Annotated in this window: 14 protein-coding genes; 9 read left to right on the top strand and 5 right to left on the bottom strand. The window is 61.2% G+C overall.

What is annotated here, in order from left to right; all coding sequences use genetic code 11:
• Nucleotides 1-568: 568 nt before the first annotated feature.
• Complete coding sequence (locus OKC31_RS20685; protein ID WP_247823632.1) at nucleotides 569-2,521, top strand: ligand-gated channel protein; 1,953 nt, start codon at nucleotides 569-571, stop codon at nucleotides 2,519-2,521.
• A 67-nt stretch (nucleotides 2,522-2,588) separates the two neighbouring features.
• Here the strand turns inward: OKC31_RS20685 and OKC31_RS20680 are convergent, their stop codons facing one another.
• From OKC31_RS20680 to OKC31_RS20670, 3 genes are all read right to left on the bottom strand, one after another.
• Nucleotides 2,589-3,977, bottom strand: coding sequence for a transporter substrate-binding domain-containing diguanylate cyclase (locus OKC31_RS20680; RefSeq protein ID WP_216960363.1), 1,389 nt, complete (start codon nucleotides 3,975-3,977; stop codon nucleotides 2,589-2,591).
• A 140-nt stretch (nucleotides 3,978-4,117) separates the two neighbouring features.
• Nucleotides 4,118-5,479, bottom strand: a complete 1,362-nt coding sequence (locus OKC31_RS20675) for an ATP-binding protein (protein ID WP_247824154.1) — start codon at nucleotides 5,477-5,479, stop codon at nucleotides 4,118-4,120.
• 33 nt (nucleotides 5,480-5,512) lie between these two features.
• Nucleotides 5,513-6,235, bottom strand: a complete 723-nt coding sequence (locus OKC31_RS20670; RefSeq protein ID WP_005336534.1) for a response regulator — start codon at nucleotides 6,233-6,235, stop codon at nucleotides 5,513-5,515.
• 199 nt (nucleotides 6,236-6,434) lie between these two features.
• Here OKC31_RS20670 and OKC31_RS20665 point away from each other — a divergent pair, with 199 nt between their 5' ends.
• Complete coding sequence (locus OKC31_RS20665; RefSeq protein ID WP_201938816.1) at nucleotides 6,435-6,785, top strand: hypothetical protein; 351 nt, start codon at nucleotides 6,435-6,437, stop codon at nucleotides 6,783-6,785.
• Nucleotides 6,786-6,963: 178 nt separating this feature from the next.
• Here the strand turns inward: OKC31_RS20665 and OKC31_RS20660 are convergent, their stop codons facing one another.
• Both OKC31_RS20660 and OKC31_RS20655 read right to left on the bottom strand, forming a co-directional pair.
• Complete coding sequence (locus OKC31_RS20660) at nucleotides 6,964-7,383, bottom strand: hypothetical protein (protein WP_247823631.1); 420 nt, start codon at nucleotides 7,381-7,383, stop codon at nucleotides 6,964-6,966.
• 99 nt (nucleotides 7,384-7,482) lie between these two features.
• Nucleotides 7,483-8,397 carry a LysR family transcriptional regulator gene (locus tag OKC31_RS20655; protein WP_043821788.1) on the bottom strand — a complete coding sequence of 305 codons (915 nt, stop codon included), beginning with the start codon at nucleotides 8,395-8,397 and terminating at the stop codon, nucleotides 7,483-7,485.
• Nucleotides 8,398-8,655: 258 nt separating this feature from the next.
• Here OKC31_RS20655 and OKC31_RS20650 point away from each other — a divergent pair, with 258 nt between their 5' ends.
• From OKC31_RS20650 to OKC31_RS20620, 7 genes are all read left to right on the top strand, one after another.
• Nucleotides 8,656-8,988, top strand: coding sequence for a hypothetical protein (locus OKC31_RS20650; protein WP_206874236.1), 333 nt, complete (start codon nucleotides 8,656-8,658; stop codon nucleotides 8,986-8,988).
• A gap of 30 nt (nucleotides 8,989-9,018) precedes the next feature.
• The gene (locus OKC31_RS20645; RefSeq protein WP_005336514.1) at nucleotides 9,019-9,705 is read left to right on the top strand and encodes a pirin family protein; all 687 of its coding nucleotides are present in this window, start codon (nucleotides 9,019-9,021) and stop codon (nucleotides 9,703-9,705) included.
• A gap of 39 nt (nucleotides 9,706-9,744) precedes the next feature.
• The gene (locus OKC31_RS20640) at nucleotides 9,745-10,137 is read left to right on the top strand and encodes a DoxX family protein (RefSeq protein WP_005336513.1); all 393 of its coding nucleotides are present in this window, start codon (nucleotides 9,745-9,747) and stop codon (nucleotides 10,135-10,137) included.
• 257 nt (nucleotides 10,138-10,394) lie between these two features.
• A complete protein-coding gene (gene recC / locus OKC31_RS20635) occupies nucleotides 10,395-13,748 on the top strand; it encodes an exodeoxyribonuclease V subunit gamma (RefSeq protein ID WP_270657577.1) in 3,354 nt (1,117 codons plus the stop codon).
• Complete coding sequence (gene recB / locus OKC31_RS20630; RefSeq protein WP_270657575.1) at nucleotides 13,748-17,356, top strand: exodeoxyribonuclease V subunit beta; 3,609 nt, start codon at nucleotides 13,748-13,750, stop codon at nucleotides 17,354-17,356. Before recC ends, recB begins: the two co-directional genes overlap by 1 nt.
• Entirely contained in the window at nucleotides 17,353-19,428 is a 2,076-nt protein-coding gene (recD, locus tag OKC31_RS20625) for an exodeoxyribonuclease V subunit alpha (protein ID WP_270657574.1), read from the top strand. Before recB ends, recD begins: the two co-directional genes overlap by 4 nt.
• A 336-nt stretch (nucleotides 19,429-19,764) precedes the next feature.
• Nucleotides 19,765-20,130 carry a hypothetical protein gene (locus OKC31_RS20620; protein WP_270657572.1) on the top strand — a complete coding sequence of 122 codons (366 nt, stop codon included), beginning with the start codon at nucleotides 19,765-19,767 and terminating at the stop codon, nucleotides 20,128-20,130.
• The last annotated feature ends 72 nt before the right edge of the window (nucleotides 20,131-20,202 follow it).

Genomic DNA, 20,202 nt, shown 5'->3' with positions numbered 1-20,202 from the left:
TTAGAATACCGGCCTGTCACGCCGGGGGTCGCGGGTTCGAGTCCCGTCCGCTCCGCCACTAATTTGAAGGCCTTCCCAGATGGGAAGGCCTTTTTGCTATGGGCGATTTGCCCAGAGCTTCCCCTATATTTGCACACCAGAACTAACACAATGCCCAGTCTGACGACTGGGCTATGGTGCTTTTAGTCTGCTGGTGAGCTGCCGACGTCCCACCGCGATGACGTTCCGCTGCGAGCTGATAGAGCTTGAGGATTAAATCAGGCCATATTGCAACGGTACGTCATCGCTTCCACTTGTTTGTGTAATCCCCTTTTTTCTTATGGATTTATTCCATTAAAACAGTCTCTTATCAAGAATGAGCAATTCTGCGGCAGGAATACCACACGAGTCAAATGATAATGATTATTGTTTGAATGATCGCGTCGGGGTCGTTACAATGCGGGCTGATTAATAAAGTGCTTTTCAAATGAGCCTTTTCTAATGCTGCGCCTGGCTGGATGCCAGGGCGTTGTAATGAGTGAAGTAAGGGAATACGTCACCTTCCTACTAAAAATGTTCAGGCTAAAACATGACAACAGTGAAACCGAACAAGCTTGCCTTGTTGATCTGCTCCCTTCTTGCGACCCAGGCCTATGCTGCCGAACAAGAGGTGATGGTCGTCACCGCTTCCGGCTTCCAGCAGAAGATTGACGATTCTGCCGCCTCCATCTCCGTGATTACCCGTGAGCAGCTGGAGAAACGGGCATATCGCGATGTGACCGATGCCCTGAAGGATGTTCCCGGTGTTGTGGTGACTGGCGGTGGCAGCAGCAGTGATATCAGCATTCGCGGTATGGGGTCGAAATACACTCTGATGCTTGTTGATGGCAAGAAGGTGGATAGCCGTGGCACTCGCCCGAACAGCGATGGTCCTGGTATCGAGCAGGGCTGGCTGCCGCCACTGCAGGCGATTGAGCGCATTGAGGTCGTCCGTGGCCCCATGTCATCCCGTTATGGTTCCGATGCCATGGGGGGCGTGATTAACGTGATTACCCGCAAGACCACCGGCCTGGCCTGGCAGGGATCGGTTCATGCTGATTCGACCCTCCAGGAGAACAAGGATGCCGGCAACAGCTTCCAGACCGATGCCTATACCGCAGGTTCACTGATCGATGGTGTGTTGGGGCTGCGTTTCAATGGTCAGCTTGCACATCGTGGTGAAGACAAATTTATCCAGGGTTTTGCCGAGCAGGAGACTCGCAGTGGCACGGCCGTGCTCAGCTTAAAGCCTGATGACCATAACCGCTTCGATCTGGAAGCCAGTCGTAGTCTGCAGGATCGGGATCGCACGGCCAGCAATTCGCTGGCTGCCAAGGCGAAAGATAGCCTTAACCGCTACGAGCGCACCAACTATGCGTTGACCCATGATGGCCAGTATGATTTCGGCTCTTCCAGCAGCTATCTGCAGCAGGAGACCAACACCAACCCCGGCCGCAAGATGGAGCTTACCAACACCATCGCCGATACCCATACCCAGTTTATTCTGGGTGATCACTACCTGAGCGTCGGTGGTCAGTATCGCTATGAGGATCTGCACGATCAGGGCAATACCCTGAAAGTGGCCAACCCTGCCGAGCAGCTGACCCGCTGGAGTTGGGCGATGTTTGTCGAGGATGAGTGGTCACTCACTGACAGCTTTGCCCTGACCGGTGGCGCCCGCATGGATCGGGATCAGAACTACGGCTCTCACTGGAGCCCGCGCCTCTACGGCGTCTGGCATCTGGATGATAGCTGGACCCTGAAAGGGGGCGTATCAACCGGTTACCGCTCCCCTGATTTGCGGATGTCGGCGGCCAACTGGGGCCAGGTCACCGGTGGTGGCAGCCTGGATGGCATGCTGGTCGGTAATCCTGATCTCAAACCCGAGACTAGCGTGAGTGAAGAGATCGGCCTGCTGTGGAACGGTCATCAGGGCTTCAACGCCGGAGTGACCCTGTTCAACACCGACTTCAAGAACAAGATCTCCGAAGTGCGTCGTTGCACCAGCAAGAGCGATCCCGCCTGTACCCTCAATGGTCACAGCTATGACTTCATCAGTGATCGGGTCAACGTCGACAAGGCGAACATGCGTGGGGTCGAGGGGATGATGGATTGGGCCATCAATGAGGATTGGTCGGTCAGCTCTAGCTACACATTCACTCAATCCGAGCAGAAGAGCGGCCCGCTGGCGGGCCATGCCCTCAACCAGATGCCCCGCCATATGTTCAACGGCAGTGTCGATTGGCAGACCACCGAGGATCTCAACCTCTGGTCACGGGTCAACTTCCGTGGCGAGACCTCCGAATACCTGAGCCGTGTGAAGATGGCGGATGGGACTCCTTCCTACACCTTCTTTGACATGGGGCTGGTATACAAGGCCAACAAGCATCTGGATCTGACCGCCGGGGTCTACAACCTATTCGACAAAACAGTGGATTACAGCAGCTATGGCACTGTGCTGGATGGTCGCCGCTACAACCTGGGCGTGACTTACAACTTCTGATAGGGAACCCGTCATGCGGCCGCCATCTTCCGATGGCGGCCGTTTTTATTGCGCGTCCGTCAGGGGACTATGCCTGATAGGCGGCGGCTTGCCAGGTATTGCGCCCCAGTCCCTTGGCCTGATACATGAGGGCGTCAGCCTGCCGCAGTAGCTGGTCGGCATCAGCCTCTCTCTCTGCGGCTACCCAGACTGCCCCAGTGCTGATGGAGAGGATCACCTCGCCGCTGCTGGTGTGCAGGGTTTGCCGGTTGCTCTCCAGGCAGATCCGCTCGGCCCATTGCTCTGTCTCTGCCAGCGTGGCCAGCGGCAGCAGCAGGCAAAACTCTTCGCCGCCGATGCGGGCCAGCAGAGCCTCTTCGGGCAACAGGTTGGTCACAGTCGTGGCCAGCTTTTCCAGCAACAGATCCCCGATGCCATGACCAAAGCGGTCATTGGTCTCCTTGAAGTGATCCACATCGAACAGCAGCAGAGCACAGGGAGCCCCGCTTGCCAGTCGTTGCTCCATGGCGGGCATGAATGCCCGTCGGTTGAGCAGGCCGGTCAGGGGGTCGGTACTGGCTTGCTTCTCCAGTCTGGCGTTGGCGCGGCTCAACTCGGTGGTACGGCTGGCAACAGCGCGGCGCAGTTGCACTATGTAGGCCACCATGATTAACACTCCGGCCAACAGCAGCCAGGGACCGAGATGGATGGGGTAGACGGTTTCGACATGCATCCATTTGCGGATGATCCGCTCCCGATCGCTCTCTTTGAGCTTGGCGAACCCCTCTTCCAGCCGGTTTAACAGGGCAAGGTCGCCCTTTTTCACCGCAAAGCGGATCTGGTCGGTATAGAGGTGGCGAACCGGAATAAAGCGGGTGGGATCGTCCGAGGTATAGATGTAGAAGTTGGCGACCTGCAGATCGGCGATAAAGGCCTTAATGTCGCCCCGAAAGGCCGCCGCCAGCAGGGTGTCATTGTCGTCGAAGGTCTGCAGTCTGGTGCCGGGGAAGTAGCGTCTGGCGTAATACTCCTCGTAGCCACCGGCTACCACACCGACCGTTTCATGGAGCAGGTAGTAGTGGACATCGGTGCCGCGCAGTTCGCTCGAGAAGAAGAGTTGGGAGTCGAGCTGGGCGAGAGGCCGGCCATAGTCGAACAGTTTGTCCCGCTCCGGTGACCAGAGCAGTCCGGCGTGAACATCCGCTTTCCCCTCATGGAGCAGGTCGAGAGAGCCTTGCCAGTCGACCAGCCTGAACTCGATCTTCTGGCCGGTGACCCTGGCATATTCACGCCACAAATCGATCAGCAGGCCATCCGGCTGGCCCGACTCATTGATATAGGAGAAGGGCTGCCAGGCTTTGGAGTTGGTAATGATGATCGGCTCTTCCGGGGCTTTGGCCCAGGCAGGCAGGGCAAGGGCGAGCAGCAGGAGCCCCCATCCGATACTGACTATGACTCCTGTCCTGGAAGAGGCCATCCTTGCTCCAATCCGTTGCCGTATACCGTCCCGTGGTCACCGATTATCACCACCTTTCTGATCGAAGAACAAGCGCTCAAATGATGAAGTTTGCATGATGTAAACGGCGCCATGACAAGGTCGGCGGATAGAGTGACTACTTACAGCGGCAGGCTGATCCGCGCCTCCAGCCCACCTTGTGGCCGATTGAGCAGGGTCAGTTCGCCGCCGTGCTGATGGACCAGAGTGCGGGCGATGGAGAGGCCCAACCCGACACTGCCGGACTCGGTGTTGCGCGCTTCATCGAGCCGCACGAACGGCTTGAACACATCCTCCAGCCGCGCCGGATCGATCCCCGGCCCGTTATCGCAGACCCGGATCAACAGCTCCTCCTTGCAGCGCTCCAGCGACACTTCGGCGCTGCCGGCATATTTGATGGCGTTGCCGATCAGGTTCTGCAGCACCCGGCGCAGGGTGTTGGCTCGGCAGGCGTAGACCTCTTTGCCCTCCGCCAGACAGGTGACCGGCTGGCCGGTATCGGCATAGTCATCGCACAGGCTGACCAACAGGCTGACCAGATCCAGCTCGCGGGTAGCCTCCTGCTGCCCCTCCTCGCGAGCAAAGCTGAGGGTGGCCGCCAGCATCTGCTCCATTTGTTGCAGGGTCTGCTGGATGCGCTCCTTGTCCTCGCCATCGGCCAGAAACTCGGTGCGCAGCCGCAGGCTGGTGATGGGGGTGCGCAGATCGTGGGAGATGGCCGCCAGCATCCTGGTTCTGTCCTGCACGAAGCGGTCGAGCCGGGTGTGCATCCGGTTGAAGGCCTGAATCGATTCGCGGATCTCGGTCGGCCCCTCCTCTTTCAAGGGCTCGATATCCTCGCCCCGTCCTAGCCGCTCCGCATTGCCTGCCAGCTGCTTGAGCGGGCGGGTGGCACGGCGAAACAGCAGCACCATCAGCCCGATCACCAGACTGGCGACCAGCATCAGGTTGAGGGTGGTCTGCCACGACCAGCTGCCCGCCTCCTTGTCGACCAGCGAACTGAACTGCAGCCAGCCCCCCTGGGGCAGTTCGATGGAGCCGTAGAGCCGCATATCCCGCGGCGGGGGCGGCCCCTTGCGATCCCGCATCATGCGGGCATGATGTTCCCACGCCTTGCTGCGCTGAGTATCCTCTTTCAGTTCGGCACTGATCTCGACAGTGAGGCCGGGAGGGTAGTTGAGGCGCGAGCGCACCAGCTGCTCGAAGCGGGGACTGCGGTTATCCGGTTGCAGCGGCTCGTCGGAGAGGCGCAGCAGCAGGGTCTCGCTGCGGCTCGCTTTGAGGATCTCGTCATAGAGGGACGGGGGGGAGAGGGAGAGCAGCCGTACCACCGAGATGATCCGCTGCATGGCGTTGCGGCTGTTGACGAAGCCGAGCGCCTCCTCCCGATCCGTGCGGTAGATCTGGATGCTGAGCAGCTGGATCAGGATCAAGCCCGCCAGCGCCACCAGAATGATCTGGCCGGTCAGTCCCTTGGGCCACATCCGTGCCCATAGCCGTTTCAGTGCATTCACTACTTATACCTGCGTCACATCGGCCGAGAACATATAACCTCCACCCCAGATGGTCTTGATCAGCTCCGGATTCTTGGGATCCCGCTCCAGCTTGCGGCGCAGGCGGCTCACCAGAGTATCGATGGCGCGATCGAAGGCTACCGCCTCGCGGCCACGGGCCAGATCCAGCAGTTGATCCCGGCTCAGCACCCGTTGCGGACGTTCGAGAAACACCTTGAGCAGATCGAACTCGGCGGTGGAGAGGCTCAGGCCCACCCCATCCTCATCGACCAGCTCCCGGCGATTGACGTCGAGCAGCCAGCGATCGAAGCGCAGATCCCGGGTCAGGGTCTCGGCGGCGGGCTGGGTCTCTGCCTGGGTGCGGCGCATCACCGCCTTGATCCGCGCCAGCAGCTCGCGCGGGTTGAAGGGCTTGGCCAGATAGTCGTCGGCCCCCATCTCCAGCCCTATGATGCGGTCGGTCTCTTCCCCCATGGCCGTGAGCATGATGATGGGCAGGTTCGATTTGACCCGCAGCTCGCGGCAGAGGGTCAGGCCATCTTCACCCGGCATCATCAGATCCAGCACCAGCAGGTCGAACTCCCGCTCCTCCAGTAGCCGCTTCATCTCCTTGCCATCCCGGGCGCAGCTGACCCGCAGGCCGTGCTGTTCCAGAAAGCGCTTCAAGAGATCGCGGATCTCGCTGTGATCGTCGACCACCAGAATGTGGGTGTTGCCCTGGTTCATGAATACCTCCCCTGCTTGGCGTTGGCACGAGTATACGAAAATCCGCCCTGCGGTTTGTGTCAAAGTGTGCCAGATCCGCACGATGCCACACTCTGCTACAAAAAAGGGCGATGCTGGCAAAGTTCAGACACCGATAGGGTGTTTACTTGAGAGCAAGGCAAGAGCGCCGAACCAGAATCATCCCTACAGGAGATAGACCATGAAAAAGCTGACCAAAACCCTGCTGACCGCCACCCTGATCCTTGGCCTGCCGCTGGGTGCCTATGCAGCCAGTGAAGCAGCCCCCACCGGCCAGCCCGGTTCCATGGTGGATTGCCCGATGGACGGCGGCGGCATGATGGGTGGCAAACACCACGGTGGTCGCCACGACAAGATGGCCCGCATGCAGAACATGACCCCGGAGCAGATCCAGGCCAACCTGCAGCAACGTTATGACCGTATTGAAGATCCGGCCAAGAAGGCGGAGTTCATCAAGAAGCTCAACGAGCGTGCCGCCGGCATGACCAAGCACGCCGAAGCGATGAAGCAGTTCGCCGAAGCGAACCAGTAACAACGCCAGCTGTTATCAACCCAAGGGTGGCCGAGGCCACCCTTTTTGCGTTTACTGCGTTGAGCAGCAGATTGGCTGAACGCTGGTGATTGCCAATAAAAGAGGGGGAGCCTGATGCTCCCCCTCTTGCTATCTGTGCCGGTGCGGGTGTGCAACCCACTTCACCGGACGAGCGAACTTAGCCCTGAGCCTTGTCGCTCAGCTCTACTTTCTTGACGGTTTCGCCTTCGAACTTGATGACCACGTTTTTCTTGGCGGCGTCGGTATCTTTCAGCAGGGTTGTGGTTGTCTCTGCTAGCAGCGGAGAGGCCTTGTTCAGGGCATCCAGATCATAGGTCCACACTTCCAGACCGGATTCAGTCTTGGTGGTGGCAGGAGCGCCCAGCTTCTCTTTAATAGCCTGCTTGTTGGAGCCGCCTTCCTTGATATCCAGTGCCTTCTTGATGGCTTCGTTGGATGCGCTGTCCACTGCACCGGATACGGCGGTATTAGCTGCATCCTTGACGCTGCTGGTGACGCTGTCGGTCAGCGAATCCATCAGGCCGGCATTGGCAAACAGGGGCAGGGTGGTGAGGGCAACCAGCAAACTCTTTTTCATTTTCTACAGCTTCCATGGGTTCAATGAGGCGGCTATGAAATCAGCAAAGATATTGGGCGTCAAGTGAGGCATGCAATTAACATTTCTGTTAACTGGGTCTCATTTCTCACCAGTCGCAAACAGTTTTGGTATCTCCCGCACCAGCCAGCTTTTGGCCTTGCCCATGGTGTCTCGCCGCCAGGCCAGCACCACCTGCAGCTGATGGCGGTACTCGGGGCTGATCACCTTGAGCCGACCGGCCCGGATGTCCTCCTCAATCCAGCTCTGTGGCATGGTGCCGACCCCGATCCCTGCCAGCAGGGCATCCCGTTTCTCCGTCATGGTGCTGACAGTGAGGCGCGGCTGCTTGTCGAGCAGGCGGTAGGTGAGAACCGGCTTGCGCAGGGCTGTGTCGGCCACCGCGATGGCGCGGTAGCGGCGCAGGGTCTCGTCGGCCAAGGGTTCGGGCTCCTGATGCAGAGGATGATCGGGATGGGCGACGTAGAGCATCACCTCGTCCTTGATCACCTGATGCTTGATACCGGTCATCATGATGTCCGGGTTGATGGAGGAGATAAGCAGGTCGGCGCGGCCATCTTCCAGACACTCCCAGCTACCCGCCAGCACCTCGGCCCGCAGCCGCAGTCGGGTATCGGTCTGCTCGGCCAGCTTCTCCACCAAGGGGTAGAGGGCCTGCACCGGGACCAGCGCATCGACGGCGACTGTGATGTCGGTCTCCCAGCCACGGGCCAATGCCCGGGTCTCGCCTACCAGATGTTCGGCTGCCTCCAGCAGCACCCGGCCGCGCTCCAGCAGCATGCGTCCCGCCGGGGTGAACTTGGTGCGGTGGCCACTGCGGTCAAACAGCATGGCATCCAGTTCGTCTTCCAGCTTCTGCACCGTATAGCTCAATGCCGAGGGCACCTTGCCCAGCTCGTCGGCCGCCGCCGCAAAGCTGCCGCGGCGGTCGATGGCGTCCAGCACCCGGATTGCCTCCAGGGTCAGCGCCCGCTCCTTGTTCGATTCCTTGGCCATTCCTCACCTTCAATTTTTTTGAATATGTTTGCCAGTTTATCTCGCTAACAAGTTAGGTCATGTCACTTTAATATTCAATCAACGCTTAGGCAGGAACGTCGAGCGGCCAAATATGCGGGTAGTTCCGCACTGTGACACACCAAATCGGTCTGTCTGATGTCGGTGAAAGAACAACACACTATTTGAATAACCTCTTGCATGGATGCATTGATTCTGGCCGAAAAGGCCTTGGCAATGACATATAAAACAAGAGAGTGAATGAACATGAAAAACGTAATCAAGATGCTGGCCGTTGCAGCCCTGATGACCACAGGTTTCGCCCAGGCTTCTGTGCCTGCAGACTTCAATGCCATGCCCGGCGTGCTGTTTGTTAAGTGGAACGCCACTGCCGCAATGGATGGCAAAGCCAATCCGATGCTGGAAGTGCGCGATGAGGCCGGTGACCTGATCACCTCCGCTCATGCCGACCTGACTGGCACACAGCAAGTGCGTATGCCGCTGCGCACGCAAGGTACAGTGACCGTCAGCCTGGCTGGCCAGAGCAGCGAATACCGTATTCCGTTCGGCATCGGTGGTGGCAACCCCCGCTAAGTCGAACCCCGGATAGATGAGGAGCAGACCATGATGCAATTGAGAGCCGCAGAAGCGCGGGGCAAGGCCAACTTTGGCTGGCTGGACGCGCGCCACAGTTTCTCCTTCGGTCACTACTATGACCCGGAGTGGATGGGACACTCGGTGCTGCGGGTGATCAATCAGGATCTGGTTGCGCCGGGTGGCGGATTCGCCACCCACCCTCACGCCAATATGGAGATCCTCACTTGCGTGCTGCAAGGCACCATTGAGCACAAGGACAGCCTCGGCCATGCCGAGCAGATCCCGGCAGGGGATTTCCAGCTGATGAGTGCAGGCAGCGGGATCCGCCACAGCGAGTACAACCCCTCGCAGACGGATCCTCTCTCCCTGTTGCAGATCTGGATCGAGCCGAACGAGTTCGGCACGCCACCCGGATATCAGCAGAAGAAGATCGAGTCCAGACCGGGCATGACGCTGGTGGCGTCACCGGATGGCGAGGCGGGATCGCTGCGGATCCGCCAACAGGCCCGCGTATGGCGGCTGGAACTGGCCCCGGGCGAGACGCTCGAGTGGGCACTGGCTGGCCGACACGGTTACCTGCAGATGATTTCAGGGGAGTTGACCGCCAACGGTCTGGCTGCCCGACCCGGCGACGGGGTACTCAGTCGTGATGAATACCGGTGGGAGCTGGTTGCGACCAGTGCCAGCCAAGCCCTGTTATTTGACCTACCCTGAAGCAGTCAGCGGTGATGTGACACAAACGAGGAAGATGAAATGGACAAGATGAAAGATGTAGCGCTGCTGGCGGGTCGTGTACTGCTGGCGCTGATGTTCGTAATGGCGGGCTGGAGCAAGATCGGCGGCTACGCCGGTACTCAGGGCTATATGGAAGCGATGGGCGTACCGGGCTTTATGTTGCCGCTGGTGATCCTGCTTGAGCTGGGTGGTGGCCTTGCCGTCGTGCTCGGTCTCTTTACCCGCAGCCTCTCCGTGCTGCTGGCCGGCTTCACCCTGATGGCTGCCTTTATTTTCCATTATCAGCCTGCAGAACAGATGCAGATGCTGATGTTTATGAAGAACGTCTCAGTGGCCGGTGGTTTCCTGGCGCTGGCGGCGGCCGGAGCAGGGGCTTTCAGTGTGGATGCCCGTCTCGGCAAAAACTGGTAACAGCCAGTCAGTTTGAGTTTTCCAAGCCTTTTGGCCGGTGCAACTGCACCGGCTTTTTTCTGTCTGCGTTTTCCGAGGCGGTGAGGCAGCGGTACAAATCTGCGGCCCCCCTCATGGTTCAGCGGTTTGCCCGCCTGCTGGCCACAAGAGCCTTTTGCATCTTCCCCCCCGATCCCCGACAATTCCCTCTCTTGTGAAGTGACGGAAATGGCTCGCCTTTTCCCTCGCCCCCTCTCATCCATAGGCGGGAATTGCTCATGTTTACCCTCTACCACTCCAATCAGCTGGATCTGCTCAAAGAGCTGCTGGTGAGCCGCATCCGGCAGGCCCCTCTCTCTCACCCCTTCGATCGGGAGCAGATCCTGGTGCAGAGTCCGGGCATGGCCCAGTGGCTCAAGCTGGAGCTGGCCAAAGCCTTCGGCATTGCCGCCAATATCGACTTTCCGCTGCCCGCCAGCTTTATCTGGGAGATGTTCACCCGGGTGCTGGCGGATGTACCGCGCCAGAGTCCCTACAACAAGGGCTCCATGAGCTGGCAGCTGATGACCATTCTGCCTGCCTTGCTGGAGCGCCCCGCCTTTGCCCCGCTCGCCGCCTATCTGGGCGGGGGAGATGAGGAGGATCCTGCCAAGGATCCCGAGCAGGTGCGGTTGTGGCAGCTCTGCCAGAAGGTGGCGGATCTCTTTGACCAGTATCTGGTCTACCGGCCGGACTGGATCGCCCGTTGGGAAGAGGGGGAAGGATTGAGTCAGGAGCTGGCCGGGGTGAGCGGTCAGGATTGGCAGCCGGAGCTGTGGCGCGAGCTGGTGGCCCGCACCCTGGCGCTCTCTCCGAGCGGCTACCACCGCGCCAATCTCTACGAGGAGTTTATCCACGAGCTGGCGCGTACCGCCGATCTGCCGGGCAAGCTGCCGCAGCGGGTCTTCGTGTTCGGCATCTCGGCGCTGCCGCCGCGCTATGTGGAGGCGCTGCTGGCCCTCGGCAGTCGGCCGGAGGTGGAGGTACACCTGTTCGTCACCAACCCCTGCCGCTACTACTGGGGGGATCTGCTGGATCGCAAGACCCTGGCTCGGTTGGAGAACAAGCTCAAACCCGGTACCGATATCGAGACATTGCATGGCCCCGCCAACCCGCTGCTCGCCTCCATGGGCAAGCTGGGGCGCGATTACCTGCATCAGCTGATGGAGCTGGAGGTGCCGCAAATCGAGGCTTTCGTCGATATCGACGAGGTGGATAGCAAAGGCAATATCAAGCTGCTGCATGCCATCCAGAAGGATGTGCTGGAGCTGGCAGAACGGGGTGCCGGTCAGTTCGATCTCGACAGCAGCCATCACAAAAGCCCCATCGATCCGGCGGATGGATCCTTGCAGATCCACGCCTGCCATGGCCCGATGCGCGAACTCGAGGTGCTGCACGACCGCCTGCTGGCGCTGTTCGAGCAGGACCCGTCCCTCACCCCGAAAGATGTGGTGGTGATGATGCCGGATGTGAACAGCTACGGCCCCTACATTCAGGCGGTGTTTGGCGCGCGCGGCCAGATCCCGTTTGCGGTCTCGGATCGGGCGGCGAGTCAGGAGAGCCCGCTGCTGCAAAGCTTCCTCGCCCTGCTCAGGCTGCCCAACGCCCGTTTCGGGGCGGGGGAGCTGCTCGCCATTCTCGAGGTGCCCGCCGTGCTGCGCCGCTTCGAGCTGGATGACGACGAGTTCAACCAGCTGCGGGTCTGGGTGCAGGAGACCGGCATCCGCTGGGGGCTGGACGACGGCTATCCCGTCCGTTTCGATCTGCCGCCCATGTCCGGCAACAGCTGGCTGTTCGGCCTGCGCCGCATGCTGCTCGGCTTTGCCATGGGGGATGGCGAGCCGGTGGCGGGCATCCTGCCCTACGCCGATATCGAGGGTCAGCAGGGGCTGGCGCTCGGCAAGCTCGCCTGGTTTGTCGATTCGCTGGCCGAATTCCTGCCCCGCCTGCAACAGGCGCAGCCGCTGGCCGAGTGGAACGCCTGCCTGCTGGCGCTGCTGGAGCGCTTCTATCTGGCCGATGAAGATGAAGAGCGTCAGCTCCAGCTCATTCGCAGCCAACTGGTCGAGTGGCAGACCCGGCTCGGCGAGGCCCGCTTCGAGCAGCCCATCACCGCCGATCTGCTGCAGGATTACCTCGGCAGCGTGCTGGGGGAGTCCCGCTCCAGCCAGCGCTTCCTCGCCGGTCAGGTCAACTTCTGCACCCTGATGCCGATGCGCTCCATCCCCTTCAAGCAGGTCTGCCTGCTCGGCATGAACGATGGCGTCTACCCGCGCACCCTGGCCCCCATGGGGTTCGACCTGATGGCGGTGGCGTCGCGGCGTGGGGATCGCTCCCGTCGCGATGATGACCGCTACCTTTTCCTTGAGGCCCTGCTGAGTGCCCAGCAGGGGCTCTACATCAGCTATCAGGGCTTCAGCGCGCAGGACAACAGCGACAAGGTGCCCTCGGTCCTGCTGGCGGAGCTGATCGACTATGTGCGGCAGGGCTTTGTGCTGGCGGGGGATGAGGATCTCGATGACGAAACCTCCGGCAAGCGGTTGCTCAACCACCTGATGGTGGCGCATCCGCTCACCCCCTACAGCCGCAACTACTTCTACCCGGAGGCGGGTTCGCGCCTCTTTACCTATGCCGCCGACTGGTTGCCCGCTCTCAATCCGGTGCGCGGCGCGGCCAACTTCCAGAGCGGCGAGCTGCCTTTGCCCCCCGAATGGGGCAAGGAGCAGGGGCTGGAGCTGGCGGAGCTGCTGCGCTTCTATCGCCAGCCCACCAAATATTTCCTCAACCGCCGTCTCAAGGTGTGGTTTGAGCTGAACGAAGCCAACATCGAGGACAGCGAGCCGTTCGAGCTGGATGGCCTGCAACATTATCAGCTGAAAGATCTGCTGCTCGATGCCCATCTGGCGGAAGGTGAAAGTACCGAGCGTCGCGAGCGGTTGCAGCTCACCGGCCTGTTGCCGCAAGGGTGGTTCGGCAGCCTGCTGCTGGACGATCTGGATGCCGAGATGGGCAAGCTGGCGGATCGGCTGCGGCCATGGGTTGCGGCCAATGAGTCAGAAAAACAGGCGGTGGAGATCGATATCTCCCTCACTCAGGGCCAGCTGCAAGGGTGGATCGACACCCAGAAGGGGCGCTTGCTGGTGGTCAAACCCGGCAGCTTCAACGGCAAGGATCTGCTGCTGGGCTGGATCCAGCACCTCTGCCTCTCATTGAGCTGCGCTCCCGGCGACACCCTGCTGTTCGATGCCAAACAGAGTCTGCGACTGCCCAAGCTCTCTGCCGACGAGGCGCGCCCCAAACTGGCGGCGCTGGTGGCGTGCTGGGCGCAGGGGATGAAGCGGCCGCTGCCGTTTTTCCCCAACACTGCCTGGGATTGGCTCAAGGCGATCGAGAAGGATCCCGACAAGCCGGAGGCAGCCGACAAGGCGGCCCTCACCCGTTTCAACGGCGGCTGGATGATCAATGGGGAGGGGGCAGACCCTTACGTTGCTCGCTGCTTCCCCGAACTCGATGACGAGGTGCTGGGGCAGTTGCAGGCGCTGGCCCGCGAACACCTGACCCCGCTGCTCAAGACCCTGGAGGAGCTGAAATAATGGCTAACCCGCTCAATACCCTGCGTTTTCCCCTCCATGGTGAACGACTGATTGAAGCCTCTGCCGGTACCGGCAAGACCTACACCATCGCCGGTCTCTACCTGCGCCTGCTGCTGGGCCACGGCCCGCTGATTGAAGAGGGCGCCGATGTGGGTCAATCCAGCGCCCACGAGCGGCCGCTCTCGGTGACCGAGATCCTGGTGGTGACCTTTACCGAAGCGGCCACCGCCGAGTTGCGCGGGCGGATCCGCGGTCGCATCCACGAGGCGCGGCTCGCCTTTATGTGCGGCCATAGCAGTGACACCCTGCTGGCCCAATTGCTGGCCGAGGTGGAGGATCACGAATTGGCGGCCCGCCGCCTGCTGGCTGCCGAGCGGCAGATGGACGAGGCGGCGGTCTTTACCATCCACGGCTTCTGCCAGCGGATGCTGAAACAGAACGCCTTCGAGTCGGGTGCCCTCTTTGAAACCGAATTTCTTACCGACGACAGCCAGCTCAGGCTGCAGGCGGTGAGCGACTACTGGCGCGCCGAGTTCTATCCGGTGGATAAAGCCCTCGCCAGCGCGGTGCGCGCGCTCTGGCCGAGCCCCGCCGCCCTGCTGCGGGAGATGGGCAGCTGGCTCGACAACAGCGAGCTGGAGATCCACCCCGCGCTGGGGGACGAGACCCTCGCCGCCCGCCATCAGGCGGCCATGAGTCGTATCGCGGCGGTGAAGAGCGAATGGCTGGCGCAGACGGACGAGATCCGCCGCCAGACCGACGGCCAGATCAGCCGCTACACCGGCAAGAACTACGAAGGGTGGCTTGCCAAGATAGCCGACTGGGCGCAAGACGAAAGCAGTGGCTACGCCATTCCCAAGGAGCTGGAGCGCTTCGGCCAGACGGTGCTGGAAGAGAACCTCAAGAAGGGGGGCGCCGTGCCGACCCTGCCGCTGTTCAGCCAAATCGACCAGCTGCTGGCGAGCCGCCCCGGTATTCGCGATCTCATCCTGCAGCGGGCTGCCAAGGTGGTGCGCAGCCGGATGCAGGCCAGCAAGCGCCAAGCCCATCAGCTCTCGTTCGATGACCTGCTCAAAGATCTCGACGGGGCGCTCGGCTCCAGCTTGGGCGAGCGGCTCTGCGAGCGCATTCGCGCCACCTACCGGGTGGCGATGATCGACGAATTTCAGGATACCGATCCCCAGCAGTACCGCATCTTCCATCGCCTCTACGGCGGCCACACAGACACGGCGCTGTTGATGATCGGTGACCCCAAGCAGGCCATCTACGGCTTTCGCGGCGCCGACATCTTTACCTACATTCAGGCGCGGCGAAATGTGAGCGCCCACTACACCCTCGGGCGCAACTGGCGCTCCAGCAGTGCGCTGGTGGGGGCGGTCAACGGCCTGTTCGAGCGGGCCAAGGATCCCTTTATCTACGAGGCGGATATCCCCTTCCTGCCGGTGGAGGCGCAGGGCAAGAGCAAGGCGCTGCTGCTCGATGGTGCCACCGCCCCTGTGCTCCACTGCTGGCAGCTGACCGGCCAGCCCACCTTCAACCGGGGGGATTACCAGAGCAAGATGGCGCGCGCCACCGCCGCCGAGATCCACCGTCTGCTGACCCTGGCCCGTGAGGGCAAGGCGCTGATCGGTGACAAGGCGGTGAAGGCCGGAGATATCGCCGTGCTGGTGCGAACCGGCGCCGAGGGCAAGCTGGTGCAGCAGGAGCTGGCGCGCCTCGCCATCGCCTCCGTCTATCTGTCGAACCGCGAGAGCGTGCTGGAGCAGACGGAGGCGCGGGAGATCCTGCTGATTTTGCACGCCTGCCAGAACCCGAGCGATGAGCGCAGCCTGCGGGCTGCGCTCGCCACCGGCCTGTTTGATCTCGACGCCAAGGCGCTCGATGGGCTGGCCAGCGACGAGCGGGCGTGGGAGAGCGCGGTGCAGGAGTTTATGGAGTACCGCAAGATCTGGCACCGCCGTGGCGTGCTGGCCATGCTGCGGGCCCTGCTGCACCGGCGCAATCTTGCCTCTTCGCTTTTGGCGAGCCCCTATGGCGAGCGGCGGCTGACCAACTTCCTCCATCTTGGCGAGCTGCTGCAACAGGTGAGCAGCGAGCTGGATGGGGAATATGCCCTGCTGCGCTGGTTGGGGGAGGCGGTGAACCGCCAGAGCGGCCAGGATGCGGAGCAGGTACTGCGGCTCGAATCCGAGCGGAAATTGGTGCAGATCGTCACCATCCACAAATCCAAGGGGCTGGAGTACCCGCTGGTGTTCCTGCCCTTTATCTGCAGCCACAGAACCGCCGAGACCCCGCTCTATCACGAGGCGGATGAGGCGGGCAATCGCACCATTCTCGATCTGACCGGCGCCGACTCGTCGCTCGCAGAAGCTGACAGGGAGCGCCTTGCCGAAGATTTGCGGCTGCTCTATGTGGCGCTGACCCGGGGCGTCTACGCCACCTGGCTGGGGCTGGCGCCGGTGCGGGCGGGGGCGGGCAAGTCGGAGAAGACCGACCTGCACCACACCGCCATCGGTTACCTGCTGCAAAAGGGCGAGGAGGGGGATGCCGAAACCTTGGCGACCGCCCTCACCGAGCTGGCACAGGCGCTGCCTGGGGTAGCCGTCGGTGAGCCCTCGCTCACCCGTCCGGCCCCGTTGCCGCCAGAGGAGGAGCAGTTGGGCGAGCCGCAGGTGCGCCACTTTAGCGGTTCCCTTGAGCGGGACTGGTGGATCAGCTCCTACTCCGGGCTGGCGGCGCAGGGTCATGGTCACAGCAAAGGCGTGCTGGCCAATCCCGGCTTCGATGACGAGGTAGTGACCGAGGCGGCTGCATTGGCTTCCGAGCAACCGGAGGAGGCGCCCCAGCCCTCCATCTTTACCTTCCCGAAAGGGGCGCGCCCCGGCACCCTGTTGCACAGCCTGTTCGAGACCATCGACTTTCAAAGTGCCGCAGGTGAGCCGCTGGCAGAGCATATCGCCAGTCTGTTGCTGCAAGACGGCTTCGACGAAAGCTGGGCGCCGGTGTTGCAACAGCAGGTGGAGGCGGTGCTGGATACCCCGCTGGAAACGGGCTTTGGCGAGCCGGTGCGGCTGCGGGATCTGGCCCCCGAGCGCAAACAGGTGGAGCTGGAGTTCTTCCTGCCCATGGGGCGGGTGACGGCACCGGCGCTGACGGCCCTCTGCCTGCAGCATGACCCGCTGTCGCGGGGCAACAAGCCGCTCAGCTTTGCCACCGTGCAGGGGATGCTCAAGGGCTTTATCGATCTGGTGTTCGAGTGGCAGGGGCGCTGGTATCTGCTCGACTACAAATCGAACCACCTCGGCATGAGCCCGGCCGATTACAGCCGTTCGGCGCTGGAGCGGGCGATGGCCGAGCACCGCTACGACCTGCAATACCAGCTCTACTCGCTGGCGCTGCACCGGCTGCTCACCCTGCGCCTGCCGGGCTACGACTTCGAGCAGCATTTTGGCGGGGTCTTCTATCTGTTCCTGCGCGGCATGCCGCAGGGGGGCATTTTCCATACCCGCCCGAGCCGTGAACTGGTGCTGGGGCTGGATAAGTTGTTTAGCGAAGGCAGTGAGCTGCCAGCTGCGGGATCTCAAGCATTGAACGAGGTAGAAGCATGAGCGGCACCATGATCAGCACCGCAACCAGCGCAATGATGGTTGAACGGCTCAAAACACTGGCGCTGGCTGGCCGCATCCGCCAGCTGGATCTGCAATTTGCCAGGCTGGTGGCCGACCTTGGCGGCAGCCCCGAGCTGGTGCAGGGGGCGGCGCTCGCCTGCTTCGAGCTGGGGCGCGGTCATGTCTGTCTGCCGCTTGAGATGCTCGCTACCGGATCTTTGCGCCCGTTCGGGCTGGATCCCCAGCAGAGCCGGGATCTGTTGGCTGATCTGGCGGATCCTGCCCGCTGGCCCGCCCTGTTTGCAGAGAGTCCCCTGGTTGGAACAGAACAGGATGAGGGCAACGCCCCGCGCTGGCCGATGCGGCTGTGGCACGGGCGGCTCTATCTCACCCGTTACCACGATTTTGAACTGGGGGTGGCCCGCCATCTGCGCGCGTTGAGTGAACGCGCCGAATGGCCGGAGATAGCCCCCGCCTTGTCGCGGCTGTTTGCCCGCGACTATGGGTTGGTGTTCGCGGCGCTGCTCAAGGCCCGCCTCGTTCCCGACTTTTCGGCCCGCCACTTTATCGAAAAGTATCTGGATCTGGTGTTCCCGAACGAAGTGGGTTGGCCCGCCATCGAGGCGCTGCTGGCCAGCGCCCAGGCGGCGAGCGTCTTGAGCAAACTGGATGTGCTGGTGCCCGAGGCGCTCTGCTGCAACGGCCAGAAGCTGGCGGCGGCCACCGCGGCGGCACGCCCCTTTGCGGTGATCTCCGGCGGCCCCGGCACCGGCAAGACCACGACTGTGGCGAAACTGCTCGCCATTCTGGTGGAGACCGGCCTGCAAGCGGGCAAGGCGCCGGCGATCCGGCTGGTGGCCCCCACCGGCAAGGCGGCGGCGCGCCTGACCGAGAGTATCGGCTCTGCCCTGCAGGCCCTCGATCTGCCCCCCGAGTGGGTCGAAGCGATCCCCACCGAGGCGGGCACCCTGCACCGGCTGCTCGGGGTCATTCCGGGGCGCAGCCAGTTCCGCCACCACGCGGGCAACCCGCTGCACCTTGACCTGCTGGTGGTGGATGAGGCCTCCATGGTTGACCTGCCGATGATGGCGCGGCTGCTCGATGCGCTGCCGAGCCACGCCCGCCTGATCCTGCTCGGCGACAAGGATCAGCTCGCCTCGGTGGAGGCGGGGGCCGTGCTCGGCGATATCTGCAGCTTTATCGAACAGGGGATCAGCCCGGCGCAGGCGGATTGGCTCTCCCGCCAGACCGGCTACCGCCTGCAGGGCTCGCCAGCAGGGGCTCCTGTGCGCGACAGCCTCTGCTTGCTGGCCAAGAGCTGGCGCTTTGATCAGCATTCGGGCATCGGTCAGCTGGCGCGCGCCTGCAACAGCGGCGATGCCACTGCGGTGGAATCAGTCTGGGGCGCAGGATTCGCCGATATCAGCCTGCACCCATGGGCGGGGGAGGCCTACGATGCCCTGATTGCCCAAGGGGTAGCCGGTTACGGCAGCTATCTGAAGGCGGCCCGCGCGGGGGAAGATCCCGCCGCCGTATTCAAGGCATTCAACAGCTTCCAGATCCTCTGCGCCCTGCGCGACGGCCCATTCGGCGTGCTGGGGTTAAACGAGCGGCTCGAACTGGCCCTGTCACGGGCTGGCCTGATTGTCCGCGATGGCGACTGGTATGCCGGCCGCCCGGTGATGGTGGTGCGCAACGACCACGGGGTCGGCCTCTACAACGGCGATATGGGGCTCTGCCTGCCCGATGAAACCGGCCGGCTCAAGGTCTGGTTTGAGCAGCCGGACGGCACCCTGCGCGCCCTCTTGCCCAGCCGCTTGCCGCCCCACGAGACGGTCTACGCCATGACCATCCACAAATCCCAGGGCTCGGAGTTTGCCCATACCGTACTGGTGCTGCCCGACAGCCCCAGCCCGCTGCTGACCCGCGAGCTGGTCTACACCGGCATCACCCGCGCCAAGGCGCGGCTCGATCTCTACGGCGATCGCGCCCTGCTGGCACAAGCGGTACGGAAAAAGACCGAGCGTTATTCCGGATTGGCGGAGAGGTTGGGAGTCGTAAAAGAGGTTTAATGCTGTCTATTAATCTTGGGCAATAGATTTATGGTGTTGATCGAAACCTAACAAAATGACATTATTAGTCGACGGTAGCGTATCGCTATCCCAAATAACTAGATGTTAAATTGCTTGTTTTATGCTCGTTACTAACCTAACGAGCGTAGTGTGTTATCTCGGTATCACATTACTTGTGCAAGGCACCCCATCGCAACGCCCGCAAGCGAGCGTAGCTCTTGATACGCCTAGCCGCGGCCCGATGAAGGTAAACAAACAGGCATATTCTAGTTTTTGGCTTCATCGGGTCGCATCCTATTGTATGGGTAGGCTAGGCGTATATCTTAAAGGCATGTTATGGAAAATACCTTAAATTATCGAAGGCGATATAAAAACTCCATTAGCACTGTTAGTAATTTGTTATCTTGTCTTGATATTTCCTCATCGGAATATGAAGATTTCAAGGCACTTGCGCATAGCGATAGGTATAAAGAATTTTATGTGCCAAAAGCAGATGGAACATCAAGACATGTCCACGCTCCTCATAAGTTAGTCAGAAAGATACAAAGAAGAATTGTTAGAAGAATTTTCGGTAGCCCTAAAAGAAATCCATGGGATAAACACCGAAAAAAAGGTGGTGCGATTATCTGGCCAGAATATATATATGGTTCTGTTCCAAATGATCACTATAATAACACCATGATTTCTAAAGACTACGCGTGAATTCAGATAATAAGTGCAATGCCCATGGTGCATAGGAGAGAGGCGGTCAACTACCAGTTAGGGTACGCTTCT

Source organism: Aeromonas sp. Y293-4, from assembly GCF_027705905.1.
In the GTDB taxonomy this organism is placed as follows: Bacteria; Pseudomonadota; Gammaproteobacteria; order Enterobacterales; family Aeromonadaceae; genus Aeromonas; species Aeromonas veronii.
This window is presented reverse-complemented; position numbering and strand designations above follow the sequence as displayed.

What these genes read in the sequence shown, in the direction of transcription:
- OKC31_RS20685 (WP_247823632.1), top strand. Translation starts at nt 569, where the DNA reads ATGACAACAGTGAAACCGAACAAGCTTGCCTTGTTGATCTGCTCCCTT.
- OKC31_RS20680 (WP_216960363.1), bottom strand. Translation starts at nt 3,977, where the DNA reads ATGGCCTCTTCCAGGACAGGAGTCATAGTCAGTATCGGATGGGGGCTC.
- OKC31_RS20675 (WP_247824154.1), bottom strand. Translation starts at nt 5,479, where the DNA reads ATGTGGCCCAAGGGACTGACCGGCCAGATCATTCTGGTGGCGCTGGCG.
- OKC31_RS20670 (WP_005336534.1), bottom strand. Translation starts at nt 6,235, where the DNA reads ATGAACCAGGGCAACACCCACATTCTGGTGGTCGACGATCACAGCGAG.
- OKC31_RS20665 (WP_201938816.1), top strand. Translation starts at nt 6,435, where the DNA reads ATGAAAAAGCTGACCAAAACCCTGCTGACCGCCACCCTGATCCTTGGC.
- OKC31_RS20660 (WP_247823631.1), bottom strand. Translation starts at nt 7,383, where the DNA reads ATGAAAAAGAGTTTGCTGGTTGCCCTCACCACCCTGCCCCTGTTTGCC.
- OKC31_RS20655 (WP_043821788.1), bottom strand. Translation starts at nt 8,397, where the DNA reads ATGGCCAAGGAATCGAACAAGGAGCGGGCGCTGACCCTGGAGGCAATC.
- OKC31_RS20650 (WP_206874236.1), top strand. Translation starts at nt 8,656, where the DNA reads ATGAACATGAAAAACGTAATCAAGATGCTGGCCGTTGCAGCCCTGATG.
- OKC31_RS20645 (WP_005336514.1), top strand. Translation starts at nt 9,019, where the DNA reads ATGATGCAATTGAGAGCCGCAGAAGCGCGGGGCAAGGCCAACTTTGGC.
- OKC31_RS20640 (WP_005336513.1), top strand. Translation starts at nt 9,745, where the DNA reads ATGGACAAGATGAAAGATGTAGCGCTGCTGGCGGGTCGTGTACTGCTG.
- recC (WP_270657577.1), top strand. Translation starts at nt 10,395, where the DNA reads ATGTTTACCCTCTACCACTCCAATCAGCTGGATCTGCTCAAAGAGCTG.
- recB (WP_270657575.1), top strand. Translation starts at nt 13,748, where the DNA reads ATGGCTAACCCGCTCAATACCCTGCGTTTTCCCCTCCATGGTGAACGA.
- recD (WP_270657574.1), top strand. Translation starts at nt 17,353, where the DNA reads ATGAGCGGCACCATGATCAGCACCGCAACCAGCGCAATGATGGTTGAA.
- OKC31_RS20620 (WP_270657572.1), top strand. Translation starts at nt 19,765, where the DNA reads ATGGAAAATACCTTAAATTATCGAAGGCGATATAAAAACTCCATTAGC.